This is a genomic window from Streptomyces sp. NPDC058662, assembly GCF_042716255.1.
GTDB lineage: Bacteria > Actinomycetota > Actinomycetes > Streptomycetales > Streptomycetaceae > Streptomyces.
Map to the genome: position 1 here is coordinate 20033 of NZ_JBHXRU010000001.1, position 25016 is coordinate 45048.

Sequence of the window (25016 nt, forward strand, 5' to 3'; positions counted from 1 at the left end):
CAGGGTGGATCACGCCTGTACGGGGGCACACCGTGTGAGTACGGAGGTGTACGAGACAATGGCGGCATGGAGATGCCGAGGAGTGAACGGTCGCAGGACAGCCCCCCGAACGTCCTGATCGTGGGACAGGACGGGACGGCGGTCGGCGGCGCCGATGACGAGTCGCGCGAGGTTCCGGTGACGGAGATGGTCGAACAGCCCGCCAAGGTCATGCGGATCGGCAGCATGATCAAGCAACTCCTGGAAGAGGTACGTGCCGCTCCTCTCGACGAGGCGAGCCGGGTCCGGCTCAAGGACATCCATGCCGCCTCGGTGAAGGAGCTGGAGGACGGCCTGGCCCCGGAGCTCGTGGAGGAACTGGAGCGCCTGTCGCTGCCGTTCACGGAGGAGGCCATCCCGTCCGAGGCGGAACTGCGGATCGCGCAGGCGCAGTTGGTCGGCTGGCTGGAGGGACTCTTCCACGGCATCCAGACAGCCCTGTTCGCGCAGCAGATGGCGGCGCGGGCCCAGTTGGAGCAGATGCGCCGCGCACTCCCGCCCGGCGCCTCCCACGACGACGACGAGGACGGCCCCCACGGCGCAATCCGCTCGGGCCCCTACCTCTGACCCCCACCCGGCGGGGCCCACCCAACCCCCCCACCTCCTCCCCCCCCCGGGGGGGCCCCCACCCCCCCCCCGCCCCGGGGCCCCCCGCCCCACACCCCGCCCCGCGGGCGTTGGCGGCCCGGGGCCCGGGGCGGAGCCCCGATCCTGAACCCGCACCACCCACCGCCCCGCCCCCACCCAGGCGCACCCCGGCGGAGCCCACCGCCGGCGCCCGGGCCACGCGCCGCCGAAGTGGGGCTCCCCGCACAGGACATGCTCGACGCATACTCGGGGACATGAGCTACGACGCGATCGTGCTGGCCGGCGGCGCCGCGCGCCGCCTCGGCGGGGCGGACAAGCCCGCCCTGCGGGTCGGCGGCCGCCCCCTCCTCGACCGCGTCCTGGACGCCTGCCCCGACGCCACGACCACCGTCGTCGTCGGCGGCCGCCGCGCCACCGCCCGCCCCGTCCACTGGACCCGCGAGGACCCGCCCGGCGGCGGCCCGGTGGCCGCCCTGGACGCCGGGCTCCGCCGGACCACCGCGGAGCTGGTCCTCGTCCTCTCCGCCGACCTGCCGTTCCTGGACCGCGCCACCGTACGGATCCTGCTGGCCGGCGCCGGGTCCGGACCCGGGGACGGCGCCCTCCTGCGGGACGCCGACGGCCGCGCCCAGCCCCTGGTCGCCGCCTACCGCGCGGAGCCCCTGCGGCGCGAGATCGCCCTGCTGGCCACCGAGCACGGCACCCTCGGCGGGCTGCCGCTGCGGGCCCTCACCGCCGAGCTGGACCTGGTCGAAGTGACGGATGCCACCCCCCTCGCGTCCTTCGACTGCGACACCTGGGAGGATCTCGCCGTTGCCCGCGCCCGGATCAGGGAGCATGGAACCGTGCTGGACCAATGGATCACCGCCGTCAAGAACGAGCTGGGCATCGACCTCCCCGTCGACACCGAGACCCTGCTCGACCTCGCCCGTGACGCCGCCCACGGCGTCGCCCGGCCCGCAGCCCCGCTGACCACCTTCCTGGTCGGCTACGCGGCCGCCCGGGCCGAAGCCACCGGCGCCGACCCCGCCCGGGCCGTCGCCGATGCCTCCCGCAAGGCCGCCGACCTGGCCCTGCGCTGGGCCGCCGAGGCCGAGGCGGGCGCCGCTCCCGACACCGACAGCCCCGCCGAGCGGAACGGCTCCGGATGACCCCCACTGACGCCGAACACGACCAGGACCGGGCCGCGACCCGGCCCGGGGACCCCGCCGCCGCACGGCCGCCGGCCCCCTCCGTCGACGCCCTCGACCAGGCCCTGGCCCTGGTCAACCGCGATCCCGGCGAGGGCGGCGGCGGCCACCGCCCCACCGGCTGGCAGCGGGCCCGGGACACAGCCGTCCACGCCGGCGCCGGAGTGCGCGCCCGCGCCCACCGGGTCCCCCTCCCCGAGGCCCTCGGCGAGGTCCTGGCCGCTCCCCTCGACGCCCTGTGCGACCTGCCGTCCTTCGACACCTCCGCCATGGACGGCTGGGCCGTCGCCGGGCCCGGCCCCTGGACAATCCGTACCGGCGGCGGCGTACTGGCCGGCTCCGGGCGGCCCGAACCGCTCGCCGACGGCGCCGCCGTCCGTATCGCCACCGGCGCCCGGATCCCCGCCGACACCAGCGCCGTCATCCGCAGCGAGCACTGCCGCGAGAGCGGCAGCCAGCTCCACGCCGACCGGCCCGTCCTCACCGGGCAGGACATCCGCCCCCGCGGCCAGGAGTGCCGCTCGGGCGACCAGCTGCTGCCGGCCGGCTCCCTGGTCACCCCGGCCGTACTCGGCCTCGCCTCGGCCGCCGGGTACGACGAGCTGACCACCCGGCCCCGCCCCCGGGTGGAGATCCTGGTCCTCGGCGACGAACTGCTCACCGGGGGCCTCCCCCACGACGGCCTGATCCGGGACGCCCTCAGCCCCATGCTCGGCCCCTGGCTCACCCGCCTCGGCGCCGAGGTGATCGGCACCCGGCGGCTCGGCGACGACCCGGCCGGGGCCGAGGCCCTGCTGGCGGCCGTCACCACCTCCACCGCCGACGTCCTCGTCACCACCGGCGGCACGGCCGCCGGACCCGTCGACCACGTCCATCCCGTGCTCGCCCGGGCCGGCGCCGAGCTGCTCGTCGACGGCGTCGCCGTGCGCCCCGGGCACCCGATGCTGCTGGCCCGCCTGGGGGACCGTGCGGACGGCCGCCACCTGGTCGGGCTGCCCGGCAACCCCCTCGCCGCCGTCTCCGCGCTGCTCACCCTCGCCGACCCGCTGCTGCGGGCCCTCGCCGGCCGCCGCCGGCGCCCCCGCTACACGGCCGCGGTCCAGGGCGATGTGCCGGGCCACCCGTACGACACCCGGCTGGTCCCGGTCCTGCTCAGCGGCGAGCACGCGGTGCCGCTGCGTTACAACGGGCCCGCGATGCTGCGCGGGGTGGCCGCCGCCGACGCGCTGGCCGTCGTACCGCCGCACGGCGCGCGGTCCGGTCAGGAACTGGAGATCCTCGATCTGCCCTGGGCTTCGGGAGGATGTTTCACGTGAAACTCCACGGCCAGGACGCCATGGCCCGGGAGGCCGACGAGAAACTCGTCTCCCGGCGCATCAAACTGCCCCGGCGCGTCGTCGAGAAACCGATCCGCCAGGTCTCCAAGCGCCTGCTGATGGCCTTGTTCGTGCTCTGCCTGACGGTCCTGATCGTCTGGCTCGACCGCGAGGGCTACCACGACAACGCCAACGGGAAAGTCGACCTGCTCGACTGCGTCTACTACGCCACCGTGACCCTGTCGACCACCGGCTACGGCGACGTCGTCCCGCACAGCGACACCGCGCGGCTGGTGAACGTCCTGCTGATCACCCCGCTGCGGGTGCTGTTCCTGATCATCCTGGTCGGTACCACCCTGGAAGTCCTGACGGAGCGGACGAGGGAAGAGTGGCGGCTCAGCCGCTGGAGGAAGAACTTGCGTGAGCACACGGTCGTCGTGGGCTTCGGCACCAAGGGCCGCTCGGCCCTGCAGACGCTGCTTGCCACGGGCCTGCCCAGGGAACAGGTCGTCATCGTCGACCCCAGTTCCAAGGTGATCGACATCGCCAACTCGGAGGGCTTCACCGGAGTGGTCGGCGACGCCACCCGCTCCGACGTGCTGCTGCGGGCCGAGATCCAGAAGGCCCGCCAGATCGTCATCGCCACCCAGCGCGACGACACGGCGGTCCTGGTCACCCTGACCGCGCGCCAGCTCAACCGCGGGGCGAAGATCGTCGCCGCGGTGCGCGAGGAGGAGAACGCCCCGCTGCTGCGCCAGTCCGGGGCGGACGCCGTCATCACGAGCGCGAGCGCGGCCGGCCGGCTGCTCGGCCTGTCGGTGCTCAGCCCGAGCGCCGGCACGGTGATGGAGGACCTGATCCAGCAGGGCAGCGGCCTCGACCTGATCGAACGGCCCGTCACCAAGTCCGAGGTCGGCAAGTCCGTACGGGAGACCGACGACCTGGTGGTGAGCGTGCTGCGCGGGCACCGGCTGCTGGCGTACGACGATCCGCACGCGAGCCCGCTCCAGCTGATGGACCGCGTCATCACCATCGTCCGCGCGGCGCCGACCTCCCGGGTGGTGACGCTGCCCTCCGCCGAGTAGGGCCCGGAGGTCCTGTCCCGCGGCGGCCCGGTCGCGTAGCCTCCGGGCCATGCATGCGATCACCATCGAGCAGCCCGGCGGCCCCGAGGCCCTCGTCTGGACCGACGTACCCGATCCGGTCGCTGGGGAGGGCGAGGTCCTCGTCGAGGTCGCGGCGAGCGCCGTGAACCGCGCGGACCTCCTCCAGCGGCAGGGGTTCTACGACCCCCCGCCAGGAGCCTCCCGCCACCCCGGCCTGGAGTGCTCCGGGCGGATCGCCGCGCTGGGGCCGGGAGTGTCGGGCTGGTCCGTGGGCGACCAGGTGTGCGCGCTGCTCGCCGGCGGCGGGTACGCCGAGCGGGTGGCCGTGCCGGCGGGTCAGCTGCTGCCCGTGCCGGAGGGCGTGGACCTGGTGACGGCCGCCGCGCTGCCCGAGGTCGTCACGACGGTGTGGTCGAACGTGTTCATGGTCGCCGGGCTGCGCCCCGGCGAGACCCTGCTGGTGCACGGCGGATCCAGCGGTATCGGCACCATGGCGATCCAGCTGGGCAAGGCGGTGGGCGCGACGGTCGCGGTCACCGCGGGCGGGCCGGGGAAGCTGGCCCGCTGCGGGGAGCTGGGCGCGGACATCCTGATCGACTACCGCGAGCAGGACTTCGTCGCGGAGCTGCGGGCGGCGACGGGCGGGGCCGGTGCGGACGTCATCCTGGACATCGTGGGCGCCAAGTACCTCGCGCGGAACGTGGACGCCCTGGCCGTCAACGGCCGGCTCGCGGTGATCGGCCTCCAGGGCGGGGTGAAGGCCGAGCTGAACCTCGGCGCGCTGCTCGCCAAGCGGGCCGCGATCACCGCCACCTCGCTGCGGGCCCGCCCCCTGGAGGAGAAGGCGGCGATCGTCGCGGCGGTCCGGGAGCACGTGTGGCCGCTGTTCGCGGCGGGCCGGGTCCGCCCGGTGGTCCACGCGTCGTTCCCCATGGCGGAGGCCGCCGAGGCCCACCGGGCGATGGAGTCGGGCGCCCACACCGGCAAGCTGCTCCTCACGGTCTGAGGACCCCACGGGCGGGGCGCGGGCCTCCTGCGCCCCGCCCCCGCCCGTGCGGCACTAGAGGCTGCGCAGGAGCACCGCCGGTGATTCCACGCAGTCGGCGACGTACCGCAGGAAGCCTCCGGCCGTCCCCCCGTCGCACACCCGGTGGTCGAAGGTCAGCGACAGCTGCACGACCTGCCGGACGGCAAGCTGCCCCTGGTGGACCCACGGCTTCGCCATGATCCGCCCGACGCCGAGCATCGCGGCCTCGGGGTGGTTGATGATCGGCGTGGAGCCGTCGACCCCGAACACCCCGTAGTTGTTCAGGGTGAACGTGCCGCCCGTCAGGTCGGCCGGGGCCAGCTTCCCCGAGCGCGCCAGTTCGGTCAGGCGCGCGAACTCCGCCGACAGCGACTCCGGGTTGCGGTCCTGGGCGTCCCGCACCACGGGGACCACCAGGCCCCGCTCGGTCTGCGCGGCGAAGCCGAGGTGCACGGACGGGAGCCGCACGATCTCGTTCGCCGCGAGGTCGACGGTGGAGTTGAGCTCCGGGTAGCGGGCCAGTGCGGCGGTGCAGATCCGGGCCAGCAGCGCCAGTACCGAGATCTTGGGCCCGGCCGCCGCGTTCATCGCGGCCCGGGCCGCCATCAGCTCGGTGGCGTCCGCGTCGACCCAGCAGGTGGCGTCGGGGATCTCGCGCCGGCTGCGCGACAGCTTCTCCGCGACCACTCCGCGCAGGCCCTTGAGCGGGACCCGTTCGCCCGCGGCGGCCGCGGCGGGGGCGGGGGCGGGGGCCGCCTCGGCGGTCCGCCGCGCGGCCAGCGCCGCCTCGACGTCCGCGCGCAGGATCAGGCCCTCGGGTCCGGATCCGCGCAGCGCGCGGAGGTCGACCCCGTGGTCCTTGGCCAGCTTGCGCACGAGCGGCGAGATCACGGGCACCGGCCCGGCCGTGCCGACCGCGGCGGGCGCCGCGACGGGCGCCGCGGCCGGCACGGCGGCCGGCACGGTGACGGGCACGGTGGCCGGCGCCGAGACCTCGGCGGTGACGGGTCGCACCCGTCGCCGACGCGCCGGGCGCGAGTGGTCCGTGCCGTAACCGATCAGGGGACGGGGCTGGTCGCCGGAGTCCCCGGTCTCGTCCGCCGGAGCCTGCGGGAGGGACTCCGCGCCCACCGCCACGGTGATCAGCGGGGCTCCGACGGGCAGTTCCTCGCCCTCCGCCCCGAACCGGGCGGTGACCACACCGCCGTACGGGCAGGGCACCTCGACCATCGCCTTGGCCGTCTCGACCTCGACGACGGGCTGGTCGATGGCGACGACGTCGCCGACCGCGACCAGCCAGCGCACGATCTCGGCCTCGGTGAGGCCCTCGCCGAGGTCCGGCAGCTTGAATTCCATGACCTGCGGCATCAGTTCTCCCACTGCAGGCGGGCCACGGTGTCCAGGATCCGGTCCACGCCCGGCAGATGGTGCTTCTCCAGCATCGGCGGCGGGTACGGGATGTCGAAGCCCGTCACCCGCAGCACCGGCGCCTCCAGGTGGTGGAAGCAGCGCTCCGTGACGCGGGCGGCGATCTCCGCTCCCGGGCCGCCGAAGCCGCCGGCCTCGTGCACGACGACCGCGCGCCCGGTCCGGCGTACGGAGGCGACGACCGTCTCCTCGTCGAAGGGGACCAGCGAGCGCAGGTCCACGACCTCCAGGTCCCAGCCCTCCGCGCGCGCCGCCTCGGCCGCCTCCAGGCACACCGGCAGCGACGGCCCGTAGGTGATCAGGGTCGCGCTGGTGCCCGCCCGCCGCACCAGGGCCTTGCCGATGCCCGGTACCGCCGCCGGCGCCTGGGGGGACCAGTCGGCCTTCGACCAGTACAGCCGCTTCGGCTCCAGGAAGACCACCGGGTCGTCGCTGGCGATCGACGCGCGCAGCAGCCCGTACGCGTCCTCGACGGTCGCCGGGGTGACCACGGTCAGGCCGGGCGTCGCCACGTAGTAGGCCTCGGAGGAGTCGCAGTGGTGCTCCACCCCGCCGATGCCGCCGCCGTACGGCACCCGGATGGTGATCGGCAGCGGCATCGCGCCGCGCGTCCGGTTGCGCATCTTCGCCACATGCGAGATCAACTGCTCGAAGGCCGGGTACGCGAACGCGTCGAACTGCATCTCCACGACCGGGCGCAGCCCGTACATCGCCATGCCGACGGCCGCGCCCAGGATTCCGGCCTCCGCGAGGGGCGTGTCCGTGCAGCGCTCCTCGCCGAACTCCTTGGCCAGGCCGTCCGTGATCCGGAAGACCCCGCCCAGGGTGCCGACGTCCTCGCCCATGACGTGGACCGTCGGGTCCTCGGCCATCGCGTCGCGCATGGCCCGGGTCAGTGCCTGCGCCATCGTCGCGGGCTTGGCCCCCGGCTTCGCCGCCTTCTGCGCCACCGTCGTCATTCGCCGTCCTCCGCTTCGAGCTCGGCCCGCAGCATGGCCGCCTGCTCGCGCAGCCGGTCGGTCTGCTCCGCGTACACGTGCGCGAAGAGATCCATCGGGTCCACCACCGGGTCCGCGTTCATGCCCTCGCGGAGCGCCGCGGCCATCTGCTCGGCCTCCTCGCGGGCGGTGCGGATGCCCTCGTCGTCGAGGATTCCGCGCGCGGTCAGCTCGCGCTCCAGCAGCTCCACCGGGTCGTGCGCCTTCCAGGCCTCGACCTCGGCGTCGCCCCGGTACCGGGTCGCGTCGTCGGCGTTCGTGTGCGCCTCCATCCGGTAGGTGACGGCCTCGATCATGGTGGGTCCGCCGCCTGCCCGGGCCCGCCGGACGGCCTCGGTGAGCACCTCGTGCATCGCGGCGATGTCGTTCCCGTCGACCAGTCGGCCGGGCATGCCGTACCCCACGGCCTTGTGGGCCAGTGTCGGGGCGGCGGTCTGCTTGGCGAGCGGGACGGAGATCGCGAAGCCGTTGTTCTGCACGAGGAAGACCACCGGGGCCTGCCAGACGGCGGCGAAGTTCATCGCCTCGTGGAAGTCGCCCTCGCTGGTGCCGCCGTCGCCGACCATGGCCAGCGCGACCACGTCGTCGCCGCGCAGCCGGGCGGCGTGCGCCAGTCCCACGGCGTGCGGCAGCTGGGTCGCGAGCGGGGTGCTCAGCGGGGCTATCCGGTGCTCGCGCGGGTCGTACCCGGTGTGCCAGTCGCCGCGCAGCAGGGTCAGCGCCTGGACGGGGTCCAGGCCGCGGGCCACGGCCGCCAGGGTGTCGCGGTAGCTCGGGAAGAGCCAGTCCCGGTCCTCCAGGACCAGGGCGGCCGCGATCTCGCAGGCCTCCTGTCCGACGGTGGACGGGTAGACGGCGAGCCGCCCCTGCCGGGTGAGCGCGGTGGCCTGGGCGTTGTAGCGGCGGCCGCGCACCAGTTCGGCGTAGCAGCGGCGCATCAGCGCGGGGTCGAGCCGGTCGGCCGCCTCGGTCCCCAGCACCCGGTAGGGCTCCGGGTCCGGGAGCAGCGGGGCGGCGTCCGTACGGGGCCTCCAGGCGGGCGGCGGGGTGGGACGGTGGGACGCACCGGCACCGGGCAGCTCTTGGACCGTCATGGCGGCGTACACCTCCTCGTGGGAAGCGGGCGGGGAGAGCCCCGGGTGTGAGGCGCCTCACCTACCGATTGTTCGGTTGTCCGCGCAATTTGGCTACAGGCGGCTCCAGGCTGTGGACAAACGGGCGCCGGGACCGTGGGATGGATGCAGGACGTCCAGGAGAGGGAGGCATCGGGCAATGCCGGATGAACAAATGGCCGCGGCGGGCGCCGCACCGGGTCCGGCCGGCGGGCCCCCGGGCGCCCCTGCGGCCTCTCCCGTCACGCCCGTTCCGCCCCGGCCGCTGGACCCGATCGACCGGTCGATCATGCGGCTGCTCCAGGCGGACGGCCGGGCCTCCGTACGCTCGGTGGCCGAGCAGGTGCACGTCTCGCGTGCCAACGCGTACGCCCGGATCAACCGGCTGATCGACGACGGGGTGATCCGCGGTTTCACCGCCCGCGTGAACCACGAGCGGGCGGGCCAGGGCGCCTCCGCGTACATCACGCTGAAGATCGTCCAGAACTCCTGGCGGACGGTCCGCGAGAAGCTCCGCGAGCTCCCGGGGGCCGCGCACATCGCGCTGGTCAGCGGGGATTTCGATGTCCTGCTGCTGGTCCACACCCCGGACAACCGGACCCTGCGCGAGCTGGTCCTGACCCGCCTCCAGGCCATTCCGGAGGTCCTGTCCACGCGCACCCTGCTGGTGTTCGAGGAGACGGACCTCCTGGCCCCGGGGCCGGGCGCGGCGGCCACCCCGCCCCTCAGGGAGGACTAGGCCGCCCGGGTGACAGGGGGGGTGCGGCCGCCGGTTCTAGCGGCCGCCCCGGACGGTCCGCAGGCCGTCGAGGGCCATGTGGACGACGGCGTCGGCGAGCTCGTCCGGGCCCGTGCCCGGGTGCGGCCGGTACCACTCGACCAGCGAGTTCACCATGCCGAAGAGCAGCCGGGTGGCCAGGCGGATGTCCACGTCCGCCCGCAGGTCCCCGTCGGCCGCGGCCGCCTTGAGGAGCTCGGCGACCTGGTGATCGAACTCCCGGCGGCGCTCCAGCGCCCACCGCTCGGCCCGCGTGTTGCCCCGGACGCGCAGCAGCAGCGTCACGTACGGCAGCTCGGAGACCAGCACCTCCACGGTGCGCCGGGTGACGTACTCGACGCGTTCGACCGCCCGGCCCCGTACGGCGCCCGGCTCCTCCAGGACGGCGAAGAGCCCGTCGAGGGCGCGGCTGACGGCGCGGCGCAGCAGCTCCTCCTTGCCCGCGACGTGGTGGTAGATCGAGGACTTCGAGATGCCGGCGGCCTTGGAGAGGTGCTCCATCGAGGTGCCGTCGTAGCCGCGCTCGTTGAAGACCTGGACGGCCACGGACAGCAGCGTCTCGGGGGTGTAGGTGTCCCGCTTGACCGTCGTCATCGCGCCTCGTCCCCGTCGTCCGCGCCGTCTCCCGCGTAGCCCAGCTTGAACAGCGCCAGCGAGGGCGCGTACCGGCCGCCGGGACAGCGCTCGTCCAGGTGGTGCAGCAGGTCGTACGCCCAGTCCCGGCCGAGGCGCTCGTGCCATTCGGAGGGGCCGAGCGGGTAGTTGACCCCGAGCCGCATGGCGGTGTCGATGTCCTCGGCGCAGGCCACGCCGCGGGCGACGGCGTCGGCCGTGAGGTCGATGAGCATCGCGACCGTCCGGGCGACGATCATGCCCGGCACGTCGGCGATGACCGAGACCTTCTTGCCGAGCTTCTGGAACAGTCCGATGGCCTCGGCGAGAGTGCGCTCGCTGGTGTCCTGGCTGGCGGAGAGCGCGATCCGGGTGGCGCCGCGGTAGTCCAGCGCGAGGTCGAAGTAGACGACGTCGGCGAACTCGACGGAGGTCTTCCCGTCGGCGAGGACCAGCTGGCCCTCGCCGGGCAGCTGGATGTACGGGCCCCCGTGCTCGGTGGCCGTCACCGCGACGCCGGCCTCCTCCAGGAGGTCGGCCAGCACGGCGGCGGGGCCGAGGTCACCGACGAGGGTGACCTTGTCCGGAGCCGCCTCGGGCGCGGCCGTGTGCGGCTGCCCGACGGCGGCGTCCGGGCCGTACGGGAACCAGCCGTGCCCCGACTTGCGGCCGAGGCGGCCCGACTGGACCAGCCGGCGCTGCGCCAGCGAGGGGGTGAACTTGGGGCTGCGGTGGAAGGACTCCCACACCGAGCGGGTGACCGCCTCGTTGACGTCCTGCCCGATGAGGTCCGTGAGCGCGAAGGGGCCCATCTTGAAGCCGCCGCTCTCCCGGAGCACGGCGTCGATCGTGGCCGGGTCGGCGCCCTGCTCCTCGTACACCGCGAAGGCCTCGGCGTAGAAGGGCCGGGCGATCCGGTTGACGATGAAGCCGGGGGTGTCGGCGCAGCGGACCGGCGTCTTCCCCCAGCCCAGGACGGTGCGGTACGCGCGCTCGGCGGCGGCCGGGTCGGTCGCGAAGCCGCTGACCACCTCGACGAGCGGGAGCAGCGGGGCCGGGTTGAAGAAGTGCAGGCCCAGGAAGCGGCCCGGGTGGGCGAGACCGGCGGCGAGCTCGGTGACGGAGAGCGAGGAGGTATTGGTGGCCAGCAGCGCCTCGGGGGCGACGACCTCCTCCAATGCGGCGAACAGCGCGCGCTTGACGGCGACGTCCTCCACGACGGCCTCGATGACGAGAGCGGCGTCGGCGAGCCCGGCGAGGCCCTCCGCCGCGCGGATCCGGCCCGACGCGTCCTCGGCCTCGGCCGGGTCGAGGCGGCCCTTGGCCGCCATCCGTTCGAGCCGGTCCTGCACGAAGGAGACGCCGTCGGCGGCGAGCGCGGCGTTGATGTCGTAGATCAGCACGCGGTGACCTGCGAGAAGGGCGACCTGGGCGATGCCCTGGCCCATGGTGCCCGCGCCGATGACCGCCACAGTGCGGGACCGCTCGATTGCTGTCATGTCCTGATCCTCCCGCACCGACTTATCCACAGGACTGCCGGGCCCTCTTGTCCCGACCGATCGTTCGGTTACTCTAACTCCAGTCTGCTCTCCTTCGCCCGGCTCAACGAGGAGTTGGTCCCTGATGGCCGCCGAGCTCACCGTCCACCAGCTGTCCGCCAAGCACCGGCCCACCCTGGACCAGGCCTTGTCGGCGATCCGCAGCCGCGCCTACTGGTCGCCGCATCCCGAGCACCCCAAGGCGTACGGCGAGACCGCGCCCGCCGACGGGCTCACCGCCTTCGAGGCCGTCCGCGGCACCCGGATGGACCTGGGCCAGCCCGGCACCGACGGCTGGGTGGGCGGCGAGGTGTCCCCCTACGGCCCCGACCTGGGCGTCGAGTACCCGCATGTGGACCCGGAGGTCCTGCTGCCCGCGATGCGGGCCGGTATGGGCGCCTGGCGCGACGCCGGCCCCGAGGCGCGCGCCGTGGTCTGCGTCGAGATCCTGGCCCGCATCTCCGCCCGCACCCACGAGTTCGCGCACGCGGTCATGCACACCAGCGGCCAGGCGTTCATGATGGCGTTCCAGGCGGGCGGCCCGCACGCGCAGGACCGCGGCCTGGAGGCCGTGGCGTACGCGTACGAGGAGCAGACGCGCGTCCCCGGTCGGGCCGACTGGTCCAAGCCGCAGGGCAAGAAGGACCCGCTGGAGCTCGGCAAGAGCTTCACGGCCGTCCCGCGCGGTATCTCGCTCATGATCGGCTGCAACACCTTCCCCACCTGGAACGGCTACCCGGGCCTGTTCGCCTCCCTGGCCACGGGCAACGCCGTGCTGGTCAAGCCGCACCCGCGGGCCGTGCTGCCGCTGGCCCTCACCGTCCAGGTGGCGCGCGAGGTCCTCGCGGAGACGGGCTTCGACCCGAACCTGGTGGCGCTGGCCGTGGAGCGGCCCGGCGAGGGCATCGCCAAGGCCCTGGCCGTGCGGCCCGAGATCAAGCTGATCGACTACACGGGCTCCACGGAGTTCGGCGACTGGCTGGAGGCCAACGCCCGCCAGGCGCAGGTCTACACGGAGAAGGCGGGTGTCAACACCGTCGTCCTGGACTCCACCGACAACTACAAGGGGATGCTGGCCAACCTGGCCTTCTCGCTCTCCCTCTACAGCGGTCAGATGTGCACCACCCCGCAGAACCTGCTGATCCCGCGCGACGGCATCGCGACGGACGCCGGGCACAAGGCCTACGACGAGGTCGTCGCCGACCTCGCGGCCTCCGTCGGCGGCCTGCTGGGCGACGACGCCCGGGCCAACGCCCTGCTCGGCGCGCTGGTCAACCCGGACGTCAAGGCCCGTCTGGACGCGGCGGCCGCACTGGGCGAGGTCGCCCTGGCCTCCCGCGAGGTCGTCAACCCGGAGTTCCCGGACGCGGTGGTCCGCACGCCGGTGATGGTGAAGCTGGACGCGTCCAAGCCGGACCCGGAGGCCGCGTACCTCTCGGAGTGCTTCGGCCCGGTCTCCTTCGCGGTGGCCGTCGACTCCACCGCGGACGGGCTGGAGCTGCTGCGGCGCACGATCCGGGAGAAGGGCGCGATGACGGTGGGCGCGTACACCACGTCCGCGGACATGGAGCGGGCGATCGAGGAGGTCTGCCTGGAGGAGTCCGCGCAGCTCTCCCTGAACCTGACCGGCGGGGTGTACGTCAACCAGACCGCCGCGTTCTCGGACTTCCACGGCTCCGGCGGCAACCCGGCGGCGAACGCGGCGCTGTGCGACGGCGCCTTCGTCTCGAACCGCTTCCGGGTGGTCGAGGTGCGCCGCCAGGCCTGACCTACCCGTCCTCTTCCACTGGGGCGGGCCCGCCCCAGTGGAAGAGGGCCATGGCCACGCTGGTGGCCAGGTTGTAGCTGGAGACCTGGGGGCGCATGGGCAGGGAGACCAGGTGGTCGGCCCGGTCCCGCAGCTCCGGGGAGATCCCGTGGCGTTCCGAGCCGAAGGCGAGGAGCGCGTCGTCCGGGAGGGTGAGGGCGCGGACGTCCTCGCCCTCCGGGTCGAGCGCGTAGAGCGGGCCGGGCGGCAGCTCGTCCAGTGCGAGGCGTTCGACGGTGGTGGCGTAGTGCAGCCCGGCCCCGGCCCGGACCACGTTCGGATGCCAGGGGTCGAGGTCGCCCCGCGTCACCACGCCGGTGGCCCCGAAGCCGGCGGCGAGGCGGACGACGGCGCCGACGTTGCCGAGGTTGCGGGGGTTGTCGAGGACGACGACCGGCGCGGGGCGCGGCAGCCGGCGCAGCGCCGCGAGGCCGGCCTCCCGGTCGGGCCGTACGGCCAGCGCGGCGACCCCGGTCGGGTGCACCCGGGGCAGCAGCCCCTTGAGCTCCGCCGGGCGCACCAGGCGGGCCACCTCGGCCTCGACGTCCGGCGCCAGTTCCGCGGCGAGCGCCCGTACGGCCCGGGGGTCGTCCGCGACGGCCAGCCGCACCTCGGCCCCGAACCGCAGCGCGTGCTTCAGCGCGTGGAACCCGTCCAACACGACGAGGTCCCCCCGCCCGACCCCGTCCCGCCACTGCCGCCCGATCTCCCCGAATCCCCACTCCACACTCATCCCCCGACCCTACGACCCCCCACCCCCACCACCATCCAAGGCCCGGGGCCAGGGCGAAGCCCCGAAACCCCGCCCCGCGAATCCAGCCCCGCCGGCGTTTGAGGCGCGGGGTCCGGGGCGGAGCCCCGAGTGCTTGCGCACCGCCCCCCGAGGAGGCGGCGCCGGCCCCGGCGGGTCAGCGCGGAACGGCCCCCGGCTCCGCAGCGGCCTGCGCGGGCACGACCACACCCCCCGCCGGCCCAGGCCCCGGCACCGGCCCCCGCCGAGCGACCCACCCCCCGAGCCACACCAGAAACCCCGTCGGCAGGAACACCGCGTCAGCGGCGATCATCGCCAACGAGAAGAACGGCAGGCCCAGCAGCACCGCGATCCCCGCGTGCTCCAGCATCATCACCGCCAGCAGCACGTTCTTGATCCGCCGGTTGAACAGCGTGAACGGAAACGCGACCTGCACCGCGACCGTCCCGTACGACAGCAGCATCACCAGCGTCCCGCTGCCCGCCAGCAGCGCCGACAGCCCCGGCCAGGGCGTGAAGTAGTCCAGCCCCAACGGGTAGTACAGCGCGGTCCCGTCCTGCCACCGCGACCCCTGGATCTTGTACCAGCCCGCCGTCGCGTAGATCAGGCAGACCTCCGCCGCGATCACCAGCATGCCCGCGTTGTGCAGCAGGTTCGCGAGGACGTCCAGGGCGGCCCGCCCCTCGCCGCCCCGCTCGTACCGGTCGACCGTCCACCACAGGCCGGACACCACCCACAGCGCCGCGAAGACGGCGAGCCAGCCGGCGCTCAGGTGCCCGGCCAGGGCCCCGTACGCGAACAGCGCGCCCAGCACGCCCCACAGCACCGGCCCGCCCGGCCCGGCCGAGGCCGAACCGCGCGTGCGGACCCGGCGCGCGTCCAGCGACCACACCTGCGCGCACCGGGTGAGGACCAGGTAGATCGCCATGAGGTGGATGACGTTGTCCCCGCCGTCCCCCATGAAGACGCTGCGGTTCTGCAGCGAGAGCACGCCGACCATGAACACCACGGACACCGCCCGGGTCCGCCAGCCCAGCAGCAGGAGCAGGCTCGCCGCCACGGAGGCGGCGTAGACGAGCTCGAACCACAGCGTGGAGTCGGACCACATCAGGATCGTGAAGGCGCCGTTGGAGTCGGTCAGCCGCTGCGCCAGCTCCCAGCTCCACGGGCCGTCCGGCCCGTACAGCTCGTGGCGGTTCGGGATCTCCCGGAGCAGGAAGAAGAGCCAGGTCCCGGCGAAGCCGATGCGCACCACGGCGCTCTGGTACGGGCCGAGGGCCCGCCCGGTGACCTCCGCGACCGCCCGCCGGGCCGCTCCCCGCGCCCCGCGCACCCCCTTCGCCCCGCGCACCCCCTTCGCACCGCTCACACCCTCCGCACCACTCACCCCCCGCGCACCGTTCACACCGTCCACCACGGCAACTCCCGGAAGTACGTCTCGGTGTCGGTCGTCTCGGTGGTCCACTCCGGCGCGGCCACGGCCGTGGTCGCCGAGCGCAGCTGGACCCGCAGGATGTGCCCGCCCCGGTGGTCCGGCAGCAGCCGGTCCAGCGCGATCCGCCGCAGGTACTCCTCGGACAGTGCGCCGCGTTCACCGGTCGGTTCGTTCTGGTCGTCGTGCGAGCCGGTGAAGAAGTCCCAGGCCCGGCGGAGCTCGTTCTGGCGCGTGTGGCTCGGCAGCGGGCTGTGCCGGATCGCCGCGCCGTCCTCGGCGGACAGGTCGCGCCAGTCGGTGGTGGCGAGCTCGCCGCCCGGGGTCCGCACCTGCGCCCGCACCTGGACGGCGATGTTCTGCTGGAGCGGGTTCGGGGCGAAGAGCTTCCAGTTCTGCTCGAATTCCGGGTAGATCCAGCCGTCGATCGTCTTCGCGTGCCGCTTGCTCACCGTGTTGGACGGCGCGACGTGCAGGAAGACGAAGGCCAGGTGCGCGCACGCGGCCACCGCGACGGCCCCCAGCGCGAGGGCCGCGACGACCCGGTACGGGGTGGACAGACCGGCGATCCCCGGCGCCCGGGGCGGCGCCGGAGCGGCCTCGTCCGAGGGCTCGCGGTCGTTCGAATCCATCCCGCCCCGATCATCCGGCGTCCACAGGGTTGACCTCAGAGGTTGACACCCTACGGGCCGCCGTCCCACCATTGAAGGGCATGAACCGAACGATCGGTCGGTCGGGCGGACGGCGGACTCTGACAGGGGGCCGGGATGGTGGCAGTGACCCCGGAGACGGGACAGGGCATGGCCCTCGGGACGGACAGGACAGGCGGGACCGACATGACGGCCGACCTCGGCGTACAGCTGGCGGCGGCGTTCGACGCCGCAGTGGCGGCCGACGAGCGCGTGGAGCCGCGCGACTGGATGCCCGACGAGTACCGCGCCTCCCTCGTCCGCCAGATGGCGCAGCACGCCCACTCGGAGATCATCGGCATGCAGCCCGAGGCGAACTGGATCACCCGCGCGCCCTCGCTGCGCCGCAAGGCGATCCTGATGGCCAAGGTGCAGGACGAGGCGGGCCACGGCCTGTACCTCTACAGCGCCGCCGAAACGCTGGGCACCAGCCGCGACGAGCTGCTCGACAAGCTCCACTCGGGGAAGCAGAAGTACTCCTCGATCTTCAACTACCCCACCCTGACCTGGGCCGACGTCGGCGCCATCGGCTGGCTCGTGGACGGCGCGGCGATCACCAACCAGGTACCGATCTGCCGCTGCTCGTACGGGCCGTACGCGCGCGCCATGGTCCGGATCTGCAAGGAGGAGTCCTTCCACCAGCGCCAGGGGTACGAGCTCCTCCTCGCCCTCTCCCGGGGCACGGAGGCGCAGCACGCGATGGCGCAGGACGCGGTCGACCGGTGGTGGTGGCCCTCCCTGATGATGTTCGGCCCGCCCGACGACGAGTCGGCGCACTCGGCGCAGTCGATGGCCTGGCGGATCAAGCGCCACTCGAACGACGAGCTGCGCCAGCGGTTCGTGGACATCGCCGTCCCGCAGGCGGAGTCCCTGGGCCTGACCCTGCCCGACCCCGACCTCAAGTGGAACGAGGAGCGCGGGCACCACGACTTCGGCGCCATCGACTGGGCGGAGTTCTGGGACGTGCTCAAGGGCAACGGCCCCTGCAACGAGCAGCGGATCGGCCAGCGGCGCACGGCGCACGAGGAAGGCGCCTGGGTGCGCGACGCGGCCGCGGCGTACGCGGAGAAGCACGCCGTGAAGACGGCGAACGACGAGGAGGCACGGGTATGACGCAGAACTGGCCCCTGTGGGAGGTGTTCGTCCGCTCACGGCGCGGGCTCTCCCACACGCACGCGGGAAGCCTGCACGCCCCCGACGCGGAGATGGCCCTGCGCAACGCTCGCGACCTGTACACCCGGCGCGGCGAGGGCATCTCCATCTGGGTGGTGCCCTCCACGGAGATCACCGCTTCCTCGCCCGACGAGCGGGACCCGTTCTTCGCCCCGTCCGCCGACAAGCCCTACCGCCACCCCACCTTCTACGACATCCCGGAGGGGGTGAGCCACCTGTGACCAGCACCGGTACCGCCAACGCGGCGGCGCTCGCCCTCGCCGACGACGCGCTGATCCTCTCCCACCGCCTCGGCGAGTGGGCGGGGCACGCCCCCGTCCTGGAGGAGGAGGTCGCCCTCGCCAACATCGCCCTCGACCTCCTCGGCCAGGCCCGCATCCTGCTGTCGACGGTCGGCGACGAGGACGAGCTCGCCTTCCTGCGCGAGGAGCGGGCCTTCCGCAACCTCCAGCTCGTCGAGCAGCCGAACGGCGACTTCGCCCACACGATCGCCCGCCAGCTCTACTTCTCCCTCTACCAGCACGAGCTCTACGGAGAGCTCGCGCGCGGGGACGGCCCCTTCGCCCCCCTGGCCGCCAAGGCCGTGAAGGAGACCGCGTACCACCGCGACCACGCCGAGCAGTGGACCCTGCGGCTGGGCGACGGCACCGAGGAGAGCCGCTCCCGTATGCGGACGGCGCTGGACGCGCTCTGGAAGTTCACCGGTGAGATGTTCCAGCCGGTGGAGGGACTCGACGTCGACCTGACCGCCCTGGAAGGTCGGTGGCTGGCGGCGCTGACCGGCGTCCTGGAACAGGCCGGGCTCCCGCTGCCCGCGGGGCCCCGCACCGGCGCCTGGGCCGCCGGCGCGGGCCGGCAGGGCCTGCACACGGAGCCGTTCGGCCTGCTGCTCGCCGAGATGCAGCACCTGCACCGCAGCCACCCGGGGGCGTCGTGGTGACCGGGACGGGGACGGGGACCACCCGCCTGGAGGCGGAGCTCGCCGAACTCGCCGGCTCCGTCCCCGATCCCGAACTGCCGGTGCTCACCCTCGGGGAGCTCGGTGTGGTGCGCGGGGTGCGGATGCACGAGGACGGCCACGCCGAGGTCACCCTCACCCCCACCTACACGGGCTGCCCGGCCATCGAGGCCATGTCCGCCGACATCGAGCGGGTCCTGACCGGCCACGGCATCCCCGAGGTGCGGGTGTCCACCGTGCTGGCGCCCGCCTGGTCCACGGACGACATCAGCGCCGAGGGCCGCCGCAAGCTCGCCGAGTTCGGCATCGCGCCGCCGCGCCCCCACGCGGCCGGCGGACCGGTCCCGCTGACCCTGTCGGTGCGCTGCCCGAACTGCGGGTCCACCGACACCGAGCTGCTCAGCCGCTTCTCCTCCACCGCGTGCAAGGCGCTGCGCCGCTGCGTGGCCTGCCGCGAACCGTTCGACCACTTCAAGGAGCTGTAGATGGCCGAGGCACTCCGGCCCGCCGCCCGCCACGGCGCGTTCCACCCGCTCACGGTGGCCTCGGTCGAGCGCCTCACCGACGACTCGGTGGCGCTGACGCTGCGGGTTCCCGAGGAGCTGCGCGCCGAGTACCTGCACGCACCCGGCCAGCACCTGACCCTGCGCCGATCCGCCCCCGAGGGCGCCGAGGTCCGCCGCACCTACTCGATCTGCTCCCCCGCCCCGGCGCCCGACGGCCCCGGCCCGGAGCTGCTGCGGGTCGGGGTGCGCCTGGTGGAGGGCGGGGAGTTCTCCACCTTCGCGCACAAGGAGGTCGTCGCCGGGGACGTGCTCGACGTGATGGTCCCGGCCGGACGGTTCGTCCTGGACCCGGCCGCCGCCCCGGCCGGCGCGCACTACGCGGCGGTCGTCGGCGGCAGCGGAATCACCCCCGTGCTGTCGATCGCGGCGAGCCTGCTGGCGGCCCGCCCCGACGCCCGGTTCTGCCTGGTGCGCAGCGACCGGACGGCGGCGTCCACGATGTTCCTGGAGGAGGTCGCCGACCTCAAGGACCGCTATCCGGCGCGGTTCCAGCTGGTCACCGTCCTCTCCCGGGAGGAGCAGGAGGCCGGGCTGCCGTCAGGCCGGCTGGACGGCGAGCGGTTGGCTGCCCTGCTGCCCGCGCTGCTGCCGGTCGAGGACGTGACGGGCTGGTTCCTGTGCGGCCCGTACGGACTGGTGCAGGGCGCGGAGCGGACACTGGCCGCCCTCGGCGTCCCGCGGACCCGGGTGCACGAGGAGATCTTCCACGTCGAGGACGTCGCCGCCCCCGTCCGCGCGGCGGCTCCGGCCGGCCCCGCGCGCGGGCGGGTCACGGCGCGGCTCGACGGCCGCTCGGGCACCTGGCCCGTGCAGGACGGGGAGTCCCTGCTGGACGCGGTGCTGCGCAACCGCGCGGACGCCCCGTACGCCTGCAAGGGCGGGGTGTGCGGCACCTGCCGGGCGTTCGTGGTGGCGGGCGAGGTCCGGATGGAGCGCAACTTCGCGCTGGAGGCGGAGGAGACGGAGGCCGGCTTCGTCCTGGCCTGCCAGTCCCACCCGGTGACCGAGGAAGTGGAGATCGACTTCGACCGCTAGGCCGTCGCTGGACGGAGCGGTCCGGCGGGGCGCGCCGGACCGCGCCCCCCTGTCCAATTTCCAGAACCTGTTCTATCTTGACGCACCGTCAGGACCTGACGACGGGATCCGGTGCGCACGGGAGGACAGGCAGTGGACTTCACCTTCACCGAGGAGCAGCAGGCCGCCGTCGAGGCGGCGAAGGCCGTGTTCGCGGATGTCGCACCCGACGGCGTGCCCAGCCCGGCGCTCACCCCGGGAGCCGTGGCCGAGGACATCGACCGCCCGCTGTGGGCCGGACTCGCCGCGTCCGACCTGCTGAGCCTGGTCCTCGCCGAGGAGTACGGCGGCTCCGGGCTCGACGCCATCGCCCTGTGCCTGGTGCTCCGCGAGGCGGGGCGGGTGCTGGCCCGGGTGCCGCTGCTGGAGCACTGCGCCGCGGCCATGGCCGTCCAGGCCCACGGCAGCCCGGAACTGGCCGCCGCCCTGCTGCCGGGCGCCGGGCGCGGCACGCTCGTCCTGACCGCCGCCGCGCACGGCCGCACCGGCCACGATCCCGCCGAGCTGGCCGTCACGGCGCGCCGGGAGGGCTCCGACTGGATCCTGGACGGGACGCAGACCTCGGTCCCCTGGGCGCAGAACGCCGACTGGATCGCCGTACCGGCCCACACCGGCGAGGCCGAGGCGGTCCTCGCGCTCGTCCCGCGCGCCGCCGGCGGCCTCGCGCTCGCGGAGCAGTACTCGACGAGCGGGGAGCGCCTCGCCGAACTCGCCCTGGACGGCGTACGGGTCCCCGCGACGCACCTCATCGACGTCCCCGGCGCCTGGGAGCGGCTGCGCCAACTCCTCGCCACCGGGACCTGCGCCCTCGCCCTGGGCCTCGGCGAGCAGGTCCTCACCATGACCAGCCAGTACACCGGCAAGCGGGAGCAGTTCGGCTTCCCGGTGGCGACCTTCCAGGCCGTCGCCGTCCAGGCCGCCGACCGCTACATCGACCTGCGGGCCATGGAGGCCACCCTCTGGCAGGCCGCCTGGCGGCTCGACGCCGCGACCGGCGGGGCCGGCGGCCCGCTGCCCAGCTCCGGCGATGTGGCGGTGGCCAAGATCTGGGCCTCGTCGGGCGTGCGCCGGGTCGTGCAGACCGCACAGCACCTGCACGGCGGCTTCGGCGCCGACACCGACTACCCGCTGCACCGCTACCACGCGTGGGCCAAGCAGCTGGAGCTCCAGCTCGGCCCGGCGGCCGCGCACGAGGAGGCCCTGGGCGACCTGCTGGCCGCCCACTCCCTGAGTTGAGGCCGGGCGGGGTCCCGCGGGCCCCCGCCCCGCCCGGGACGGCGTCCTAGAGGACGTAGGCCGGGTTCCCGCTGTCCGTCACCATCGGGCGCCCGGCGCCGTCCCAGGCCTGCATGCCGCCGTCGATGTTGACGGCGTCGAGGCCCTGGCGCACCAGGTACTGGGTGACCTGTGCGGAGCGCCCGCCGACGCGGCACATCACGTGCACGCGGCGGCCGTCCTCGACGGCCTCGGTCAGCTCGCCGAAACGGGCCACGAAGTCGCTCATCGGGATGTGCAGGGCGCCCTCGACGTGGCCGGCGGCCCATTCGTCGTCCTCGCGGACGTCGAGGACAAAGCCTTCGGAGGGCACCGCGGCGGCGTCCACCGAGGGAAGCGGTCCGAAGTTCATACGTCGCCTTCTCTCATCGCAAGTGGGGATGCAAACCTATCCGACGGGGCATCACGCGCCGCCCTCCCCGACAGCGAGCGCCGCCAGCTCCGCCTCGCGCTCGGACACCTGCGCCAGCAGCTGTTCCGCGATCTCCTCCAGCAACCGGTCGGGGTCCTCCGGGGCCATCCGCAGCATGGAGCCGATGGCGCTGTCCTCCAGCTCCTTGGCCACGAGCGACAGCAGCTCCTTGCGGCGGGCCAGCCACTCCAAGCGGGCGTACAGCTCCCCGCTCTCCTCCGGCGCCGAGACCTCGGGAGCCGGGCCGGCCTCCCACTCCTGCGCCAGCTCGCGCAGGAGCTGCTCGTCGCCTCGCCCGTACGCGGTGTTGACCCGTGCGATGAAGGTGTCGCGCCGTTCCCGCTCGGCCTCGTCCTGGGCCAGGTCCGGGTGGGCCCGGCGGACCAGCTCGCGGTAGAGCCGGCGGACCTCCTCCGAGGGCCGCACCCGCTCCGGCGGCCGCACGGGCCGCTCGGTGAGCATCGCGGACGCGTCGTCGGAGATCCCGTCCGAGTCCAGCCAGTCGTGGAACAGCTCGTCCACCCCCGGCATCGGCATGACCAGCGAGCGGGCGTCCCGCGCCCGCCGCAGGTCGTCGGCGTCACCGGTCCGCTCCGCCTTCGCCTCAGCGATCAGCGCGTCCAGCTCGTCGAGCCGCGAGTACATCGGGCCGAGCTTCTGGTGGTGCAGGCGGGAGAAGTTCTCCACCTCCACCCGGAAGGTCTCCACCGCGATCTCGAACTCGATCAGCGCCTGCTCGGCGGCCCGCACGGCACGCTCCAGGCGCGCCTCGGGGCGCTCCGCGCCGGACGGGGCTCCCGAGTCGCCGGGGACGGTCTGCTCTGGCTGCTCGCTCTGCTCTGGCTGCTCGCTCACCCGGCCAGCCTAGTGGGGTGCCCGGTGGATCATGCCCGCCAGACCGCCAGACCGCCCGCCCGGCCCGGTGTTTCACGTGAAACACCCGGCCCGCCCGCCAGGCCGCCCGCTCGACCGCCGCGCCCGGTGTTTCACGTGAAACACCCCGCCCGGCGCCGCGCGGTCCCTCAGACGCCCGTCTCCGCCGCGATGCGGCCGGACCGGACCGCCGCGAGCAGGTCGGCGTGGTCGGCCTCGGTCCGGTCGGCGTACGCCACCGCGAAGGCGGCCATCGCCTCGTCCAGCTCCTCGTTCTTGCCGCAGTACCCGGCCAGCAGCCGGGGATCGGCGGTATGCGCGTGCGCCCGGGCCAGCAGGGCCCCGGTCATCCGCGCGTAGTCGTCCAGCTGCGCGGGAGCCAGCGCCGCCGGGTCCACGCTGCCCTTGCGGTTGCGGAACTGCCGCACCTGGAAGGGCCGGCCCTCCACCGTGGTCCAGCCCAGCAGGCTGTCCGACACCACCTGCATGCGCTTCTGCCCGAACACCACCCGCCGCCCCTCGTGCTCCTCCGCGGGCGACGCGAAGCCCAGCGCGGGCAGGTGCGGCAGCAGCACCGAGGGCCGGGCCTCCTTCACCTGGAGCACCAGCGGCTCGCCCCGGTGGTCCAGCAGCAGCACCACGTACGAGCGGGTACCGACACTGCCGGTGCCCACCACCCTGAAGGCGACGTCGTGGATCGCGTACCGGGCCAGCAGCGGCAGCCGGTCGCCCTGGAGCGTCCCGAGGTACGGGCCCAGCGCGGCCGCCACGGCCGCCGCCTCACCGTCCCCGACCCGGCGCAGCACGGGCAGCGCGTCCACGAACCGCCGCCCGCCGTCATCGGTCGCCTCCGTCGACTTCGCGGCGAACCGGGCGGAGGTGTTGTTCCGGGCCTTCTCCGCGACCCGCTCCAGCGTGCCCATCAGGTCCCGGGCATCGGTGTGGGAGACCAGCTCCTCGTCGGCGATGGCGTTCCACGCGTCGAGCGCGGGGAGCTTGGCCAGCAGCCGCACGGTCCGCCGGTACGCCCCGATCGCGTCCAGCGCCGCCGAGCGGCAGGCGTCCTCGTCCGCGCCGGACACCCGCCCGGCCAGCACCAGCGAGGTCAGCAGGCGCTTGACGTCCCACTCCCACGGGCCGAACACGGTCTCGTCGAAGTCGTTCAGATCGATCACGAGCCGCCCGCGCGCGTCCCCGTACAGCCCGAAGTTGGCCGCGTGCGCGTCCCCGCAGATCTGCGCGCCGATGCCGGTCACCGGTCCGCCGGAGAGGTCGTGCGCCATCAGCCCGGCCGCCCCGCGCAGGAACGCGAAGGGGGTCGCCGCCATCCGGCCCACCCGTATCGGCGCCAGCTCGGCGACCCGGCCGGCGCTGGACTCCTCCACCGCCCGCACCGCGTCCGGACGGTCCGCCGGCGCCTCGAAGCGCGCGTGGGCCGAGCGCGGCACACGCTCGCGCAGCGCCTTGCCCTCGGCCCGGGGCGAACCCGCCGCCGTGCGCGGTGCGAACCCCGCCACCTCCGGTATCCGCCGTCCCGCAACCGTCGCCATCCGCGCCGCCCCCGCCCGTCGTCCGTCCGCTGATCTCCAGATCGGGCTGACCGTACCTACAGCCCGGCGTCCCTGGCCAGCAACGCGGCCTGAACGCGGTTCTCGCAGCCCAGCTTGGCGAGGATCCGGCTCACGTACGTCTTCACCGTCGCCTCGCTCATGTGCAGCCGCCGGCCCGCGTCCGCGTTCGACAAGCCCTCGCCCAGCAGGGCCAGCACCCCGCGCTCCCGCTCGCTCAGCTCCGCGACCTGCCGCCGGGCCTCCTCGCCCCGCCCGGCGGCCCTGCCGGACGCCAGCTGGTCCACCACGTGCCGGGTCGCCCCCGGGGAGAGGTACGCGTCCCCCGCCGCGGCCGCCCGGACGGCGCCGATCAGCTCGCCGGGCGCGGAGTCCTTGAGCAGGAACCCGGCACCGCCCTGCCCGAGGGCCCGCAGCACGTTCTCCTTCTCGCCGAAGGTGGTCAGGATCAGGGACCGCGCCTCCGGCAGGGTGCGCACCAGCTCCCCGAGCGCGGTCAGCCCGTCCATCACGGGCATCTGGATGTCCAGCAGCACCACGTCCGGTGCGTGGGCGCGGGCCAGGTCCACCGCCTCCCGGCCGTTCGCCGCCTCCGCGACGACCTCGATGTCCGGGGCCGACGTCAGGATCATCCTGATCCCGGCCCGGATCAACGGCTCGTCGTCAGCGATCACCACGCGGATCACCTTGGCTGTCACCCGTGCTC

The 25016-nt window shown here is 74.2% G+C and carries 25 protein-coding genes; 13 read left to right on the top strand and 12 right to left on the bottom strand.

Annotated features, from left to right (window positions below):
* Positions 1 to 66: 66 nt before the first annotated feature.
* The 5 genes from ACFWUQ_RS00085 (at position 67) to ACFWUQ_RS00105 (ending at position 5245) form a co-directional block, all read left to right on the top strand.
* Positions 67 to 606: a bacterial proteasome activator family protein gene (locus ACFWUQ_RS00085; RefSeq protein ID WP_384531081.1), complete on the top strand. Its 540-nt coding sequence runs from the start codon at positions 67 to 69 to the stop codon at positions 604 to 606.
* Positions 607 to 881: 275 nt separating this feature from the next.
* Entirely contained in the window at positions 882 to 1778 is an 897-nt protein-coding gene (locus ACFWUQ_RS00090) for an NTP transferase domain-containing protein (protein WP_384531082.1), read from the top strand.
* Entirely contained in the window at positions 1775 to 3133 is a 1359-nt protein-coding gene (locus ACFWUQ_RS00095) for a molybdopterin molybdotransferase MoeA (protein ID WP_384531083.1), read from the top strand. Before ACFWUQ_RS00090 ends, ACFWUQ_RS00095 begins: the two co-directional genes overlap by 4 nt.
* Positions 3121 to 4218, top strand: coding sequence for a potassium channel family protein (locus ACFWUQ_RS00100; protein WP_384531084.1), 1098 nt, complete (start codon positions 3121 to 3123; stop codon positions 4216 to 4218). The genes ACFWUQ_RS00095 and ACFWUQ_RS00100 overlap by 13 nt, the downstream gene beginning before the upstream one ends.
* A gap of 49 nt (positions 4219 to 4267) precedes the next feature.
* On the top strand, positions 4268 to 5245 hold the full coding sequence (locus tag ACFWUQ_RS00105; RefSeq protein WP_384531085.1) for an NAD(P)H-quinone oxidoreductase: 978 nt from the start codon (positions 4268 to 4270) through the stop codon (positions 5243 to 5245).
* 54 nt (positions 5246 to 5299) lie between these two features.
* Here the strand turns inward: ACFWUQ_RS00105 and ACFWUQ_RS00110 are convergent, their stop codons facing one another.
* From ACFWUQ_RS00110 to pdhA, 3 genes are read right to left on the bottom strand one after another with little or no spacing between them, the layout of a single operon-like run.
* Positions 5300 to 6634 carry a dihydrolipoamide acetyltransferase family protein gene (locus ACFWUQ_RS00110; RefSeq protein ID WP_384531086.1) on the bottom strand — a complete coding sequence of 445 codons (1335 nt, stop codon included), beginning with the start codon at positions 6632 to 6634 and terminating at the stop codon, positions 5300 to 5302.
* Entirely contained in the window at positions 6634 to 7653 is a 1020-nt protein-coding gene (locus tag ACFWUQ_RS00115; protein WP_384531087.1) for an alpha-ketoacid dehydrogenase subunit beta, read from the bottom strand. Before ACFWUQ_RS00115 ends, ACFWUQ_RS00110 begins: the two co-directional genes overlap by 1 nt.
* A complete protein-coding gene (pdhA, locus tag ACFWUQ_RS00120; protein WP_384531088.1) occupies positions 7650 to 8786 on the bottom strand; it encodes a pyruvate dehydrogenase (acetyl-transferring) E1 component subunit alpha in 1137 nt (378 codons plus the stop codon). Before pdhA ends, ACFWUQ_RS00115 begins: the two co-directional genes overlap by 4 nt.
* A gap of 178 nt (positions 8787 to 8964) precedes the next feature.
* Here pdhA and ACFWUQ_RS00125 point away from each other — a divergent pair, with 178 nt between their 5' ends.
* Positions 8965 to 9543 carry an Lrp/AsnC family transcriptional regulator gene (locus tag ACFWUQ_RS00125; RefSeq protein ID WP_384531089.1) on the top strand — a complete coding sequence of 193 codons (579 nt, stop codon included), beginning with the start codon at positions 8965 to 8967 and terminating at the stop codon, positions 9541 to 9543.
* A 36-nt stretch (positions 9544 to 9579) separates the two neighbouring features.
* On the opposite strand, the gene ACFWUQ_RS00130 is transcribed toward ACFWUQ_RS00125, so the two are convergent.
* Together ACFWUQ_RS00130 and ACFWUQ_RS00135 are read right to left on the bottom strand one after the other, a co-directional pair.
* Positions 9580 to 10176 (bottom strand): TetR/AcrR family transcriptional regulator, encoded by a 597-nt coding sequence (locus tag ACFWUQ_RS00130; RefSeq protein WP_384531090.1) that lies wholly within the window; start codon positions 10174 to 10176, stop codon positions 9580 to 9582.
* Positions 10173 to 11693 (bottom strand): 3-hydroxyacyl-CoA dehydrogenase, encoded by a 1521-nt coding sequence (locus ACFWUQ_RS00135; RefSeq protein WP_384531091.1) that lies wholly within the window; start codon positions 11691 to 11693, stop codon positions 10173 to 10175. The genes ACFWUQ_RS00130 and ACFWUQ_RS00135 overlap by 4 nt, the downstream gene beginning before the upstream one ends.
* Before the next feature lie 124 nt (positions 11694 to 11817).
* Between ACFWUQ_RS00135 and paaN the strand changes: the two genes are divergently transcribed.
* Positions 11818 to 13500, top strand: coding sequence for a phenylacetic acid degradation protein PaaN (paaN, locus tag ACFWUQ_RS00140; protein ID WP_384531092.1), 1683 nt, complete (start codon positions 11818 to 11820; stop codon positions 13498 to 13500).
* Between the two features lies 1 nt (position 13501).
* Here paaN and ACFWUQ_RS00145 read toward each other — a convergent pair whose 3' ends face one another.
* The 3 genes from ACFWUQ_RS00145 to ACFWUQ_RS00155 all read right to left on the bottom strand — a co-directional run bounded on the left by ACFWUQ_RS00145 (position 13502) and on the right by ACFWUQ_RS00155 (position 16354).
* Complete coding sequence (locus ACFWUQ_RS00145) at positions 13502 to 14272, bottom strand: TrmH family RNA methyltransferase (RefSeq protein WP_384531093.1); 771 nt, start codon at positions 14270 to 14272, stop codon at positions 13502 to 13504.
* Positions 14273 to 14447: 175 nt separating this feature from the next.
* The gene (locus ACFWUQ_RS00150; protein ID WP_384531094.1) at positions 14448 to 15659 is read right to left on the bottom strand and encodes an HTTM domain-containing protein; all 1212 of its coding nucleotides are present in this window, start codon (positions 15657 to 15659) and stop codon (positions 14448 to 14450) included.
* Between the two features lie 32 nt (positions 15660 to 15691).
* Entirely contained in the window at positions 15692 to 16354 is a 663-nt protein-coding gene (locus ACFWUQ_RS00155) for a DUF5819 family protein (RefSeq protein WP_384531095.1), read from the bottom strand.
* A 135-nt stretch (positions 16355 to 16489) separates the two neighbouring features.
* Between ACFWUQ_RS00155 and paaA the strand changes: the two genes are divergently transcribed.
* The 6 genes from paaA to ACFWUQ_RS00185 all read left to right on the top strand — a co-directional run bounded on the left by paaA (position 16490) and on the right by ACFWUQ_RS00185 (position 21418).
* Entirely contained in the window at positions 16490 to 17524 is a 1035-nt protein-coding gene (paaA, locus tag ACFWUQ_RS00160; protein ID WP_384531096.1) for a 1,2-phenylacetyl-CoA epoxidase subunit PaaA, read from the top strand.
* Positions 17521 to 17805, top strand: a complete 285-nt coding sequence (paaB, locus tag ACFWUQ_RS00165) for a 1,2-phenylacetyl-CoA epoxidase subunit PaaB (RefSeq protein WP_030009045.1) — start codon at positions 17521 to 17523, stop codon at positions 17803 to 17805. Before paaA ends, paaB begins: the two co-directional genes overlap by 4 nt.
* Positions 17802 to 18524, top strand: a complete 723-nt coding sequence (paaC, locus tag ACFWUQ_RS00170) for a 1,2-phenylacetyl-CoA epoxidase subunit PaaC (protein WP_384531097.1) — start codon at positions 17802 to 17804, stop codon at positions 18522 to 18524. The genes paaB and paaC overlap by 4 nt, the downstream gene beginning before the upstream one ends.
* Positions 18518 to 19027: a 1,2-phenylacetyl-CoA epoxidase subunit PaaD gene (gene paaD, locus ACFWUQ_RS00175; RefSeq protein ID WP_384531098.1), complete on the top strand. Its 510-nt coding sequence runs from the start codon at positions 18518 to 18520 to the stop codon at positions 19025 to 19027. The genes paaC and paaD overlap by 7 nt, the downstream gene beginning before the upstream one ends.
* On the top strand, positions 19028 to 20143 hold the full coding sequence (locus tag ACFWUQ_RS00180) for a 2Fe-2S iron-sulfur cluster-binding protein (protein ID WP_384531099.1): 1116 nt from the start codon (positions 19028 to 19030) through the stop codon (positions 20141 to 20143).
* A gap of 132 nt (positions 20144 to 20275) precedes the next feature.
* On the top strand, positions 20276 to 21418 hold the full coding sequence (locus ACFWUQ_RS00185) for an acyl-CoA dehydrogenase family protein (RefSeq protein WP_384531100.1): 1143 nt from the start codon (positions 20276 to 20278) through the stop codon (positions 21416 to 21418).
* Positions 21419 to 21464: 46 nt separating this feature from the next.
* Here ACFWUQ_RS00185 and ACFWUQ_RS00190 read toward each other — a convergent pair whose 3' ends face one another.
* From ACFWUQ_RS00190 to ACFWUQ_RS00205, 4 genes are all read right to left on the bottom strand, one after another.
* On the bottom strand, positions 21465 to 21809 hold the full coding sequence (locus ACFWUQ_RS00190; protein ID WP_384531101.1) for a rhodanese-like domain-containing protein: 345 nt from the start codon (positions 21807 to 21809) through the stop codon (positions 21465 to 21467).
* 51 nt (positions 21810 to 21860) lie between these two features.
* Positions 21861 to 22724, bottom strand: a complete 864-nt coding sequence (locus tag ACFWUQ_RS00195) for a J domain-containing protein (RefSeq protein ID WP_384531102.1) — start codon at positions 22722 to 22724, stop codon at positions 21861 to 21863.
* A gap of 167 nt (positions 22725 to 22891) precedes the next feature.
* Positions 22892 to 24292 carry a DUF2252 domain-containing protein gene (locus ACFWUQ_RS00200; RefSeq protein ID WP_384531103.1) on the bottom strand — a complete coding sequence of 467 codons (1401 nt, stop codon included), beginning with the start codon at positions 24290 to 24292 and terminating at the stop codon, positions 22892 to 22894.
* A 56-nt stretch (positions 24293 to 24348) separates the two neighbouring features.
* A complete protein-coding gene (locus ACFWUQ_RS00205; protein WP_384531104.1) occupies positions 24349 to 25008 on the bottom strand; it encodes a response regulator in 660 nt (219 codons plus the stop codon).
* Positions 25009 to 25016 lie beyond the last annotated feature (8 nt).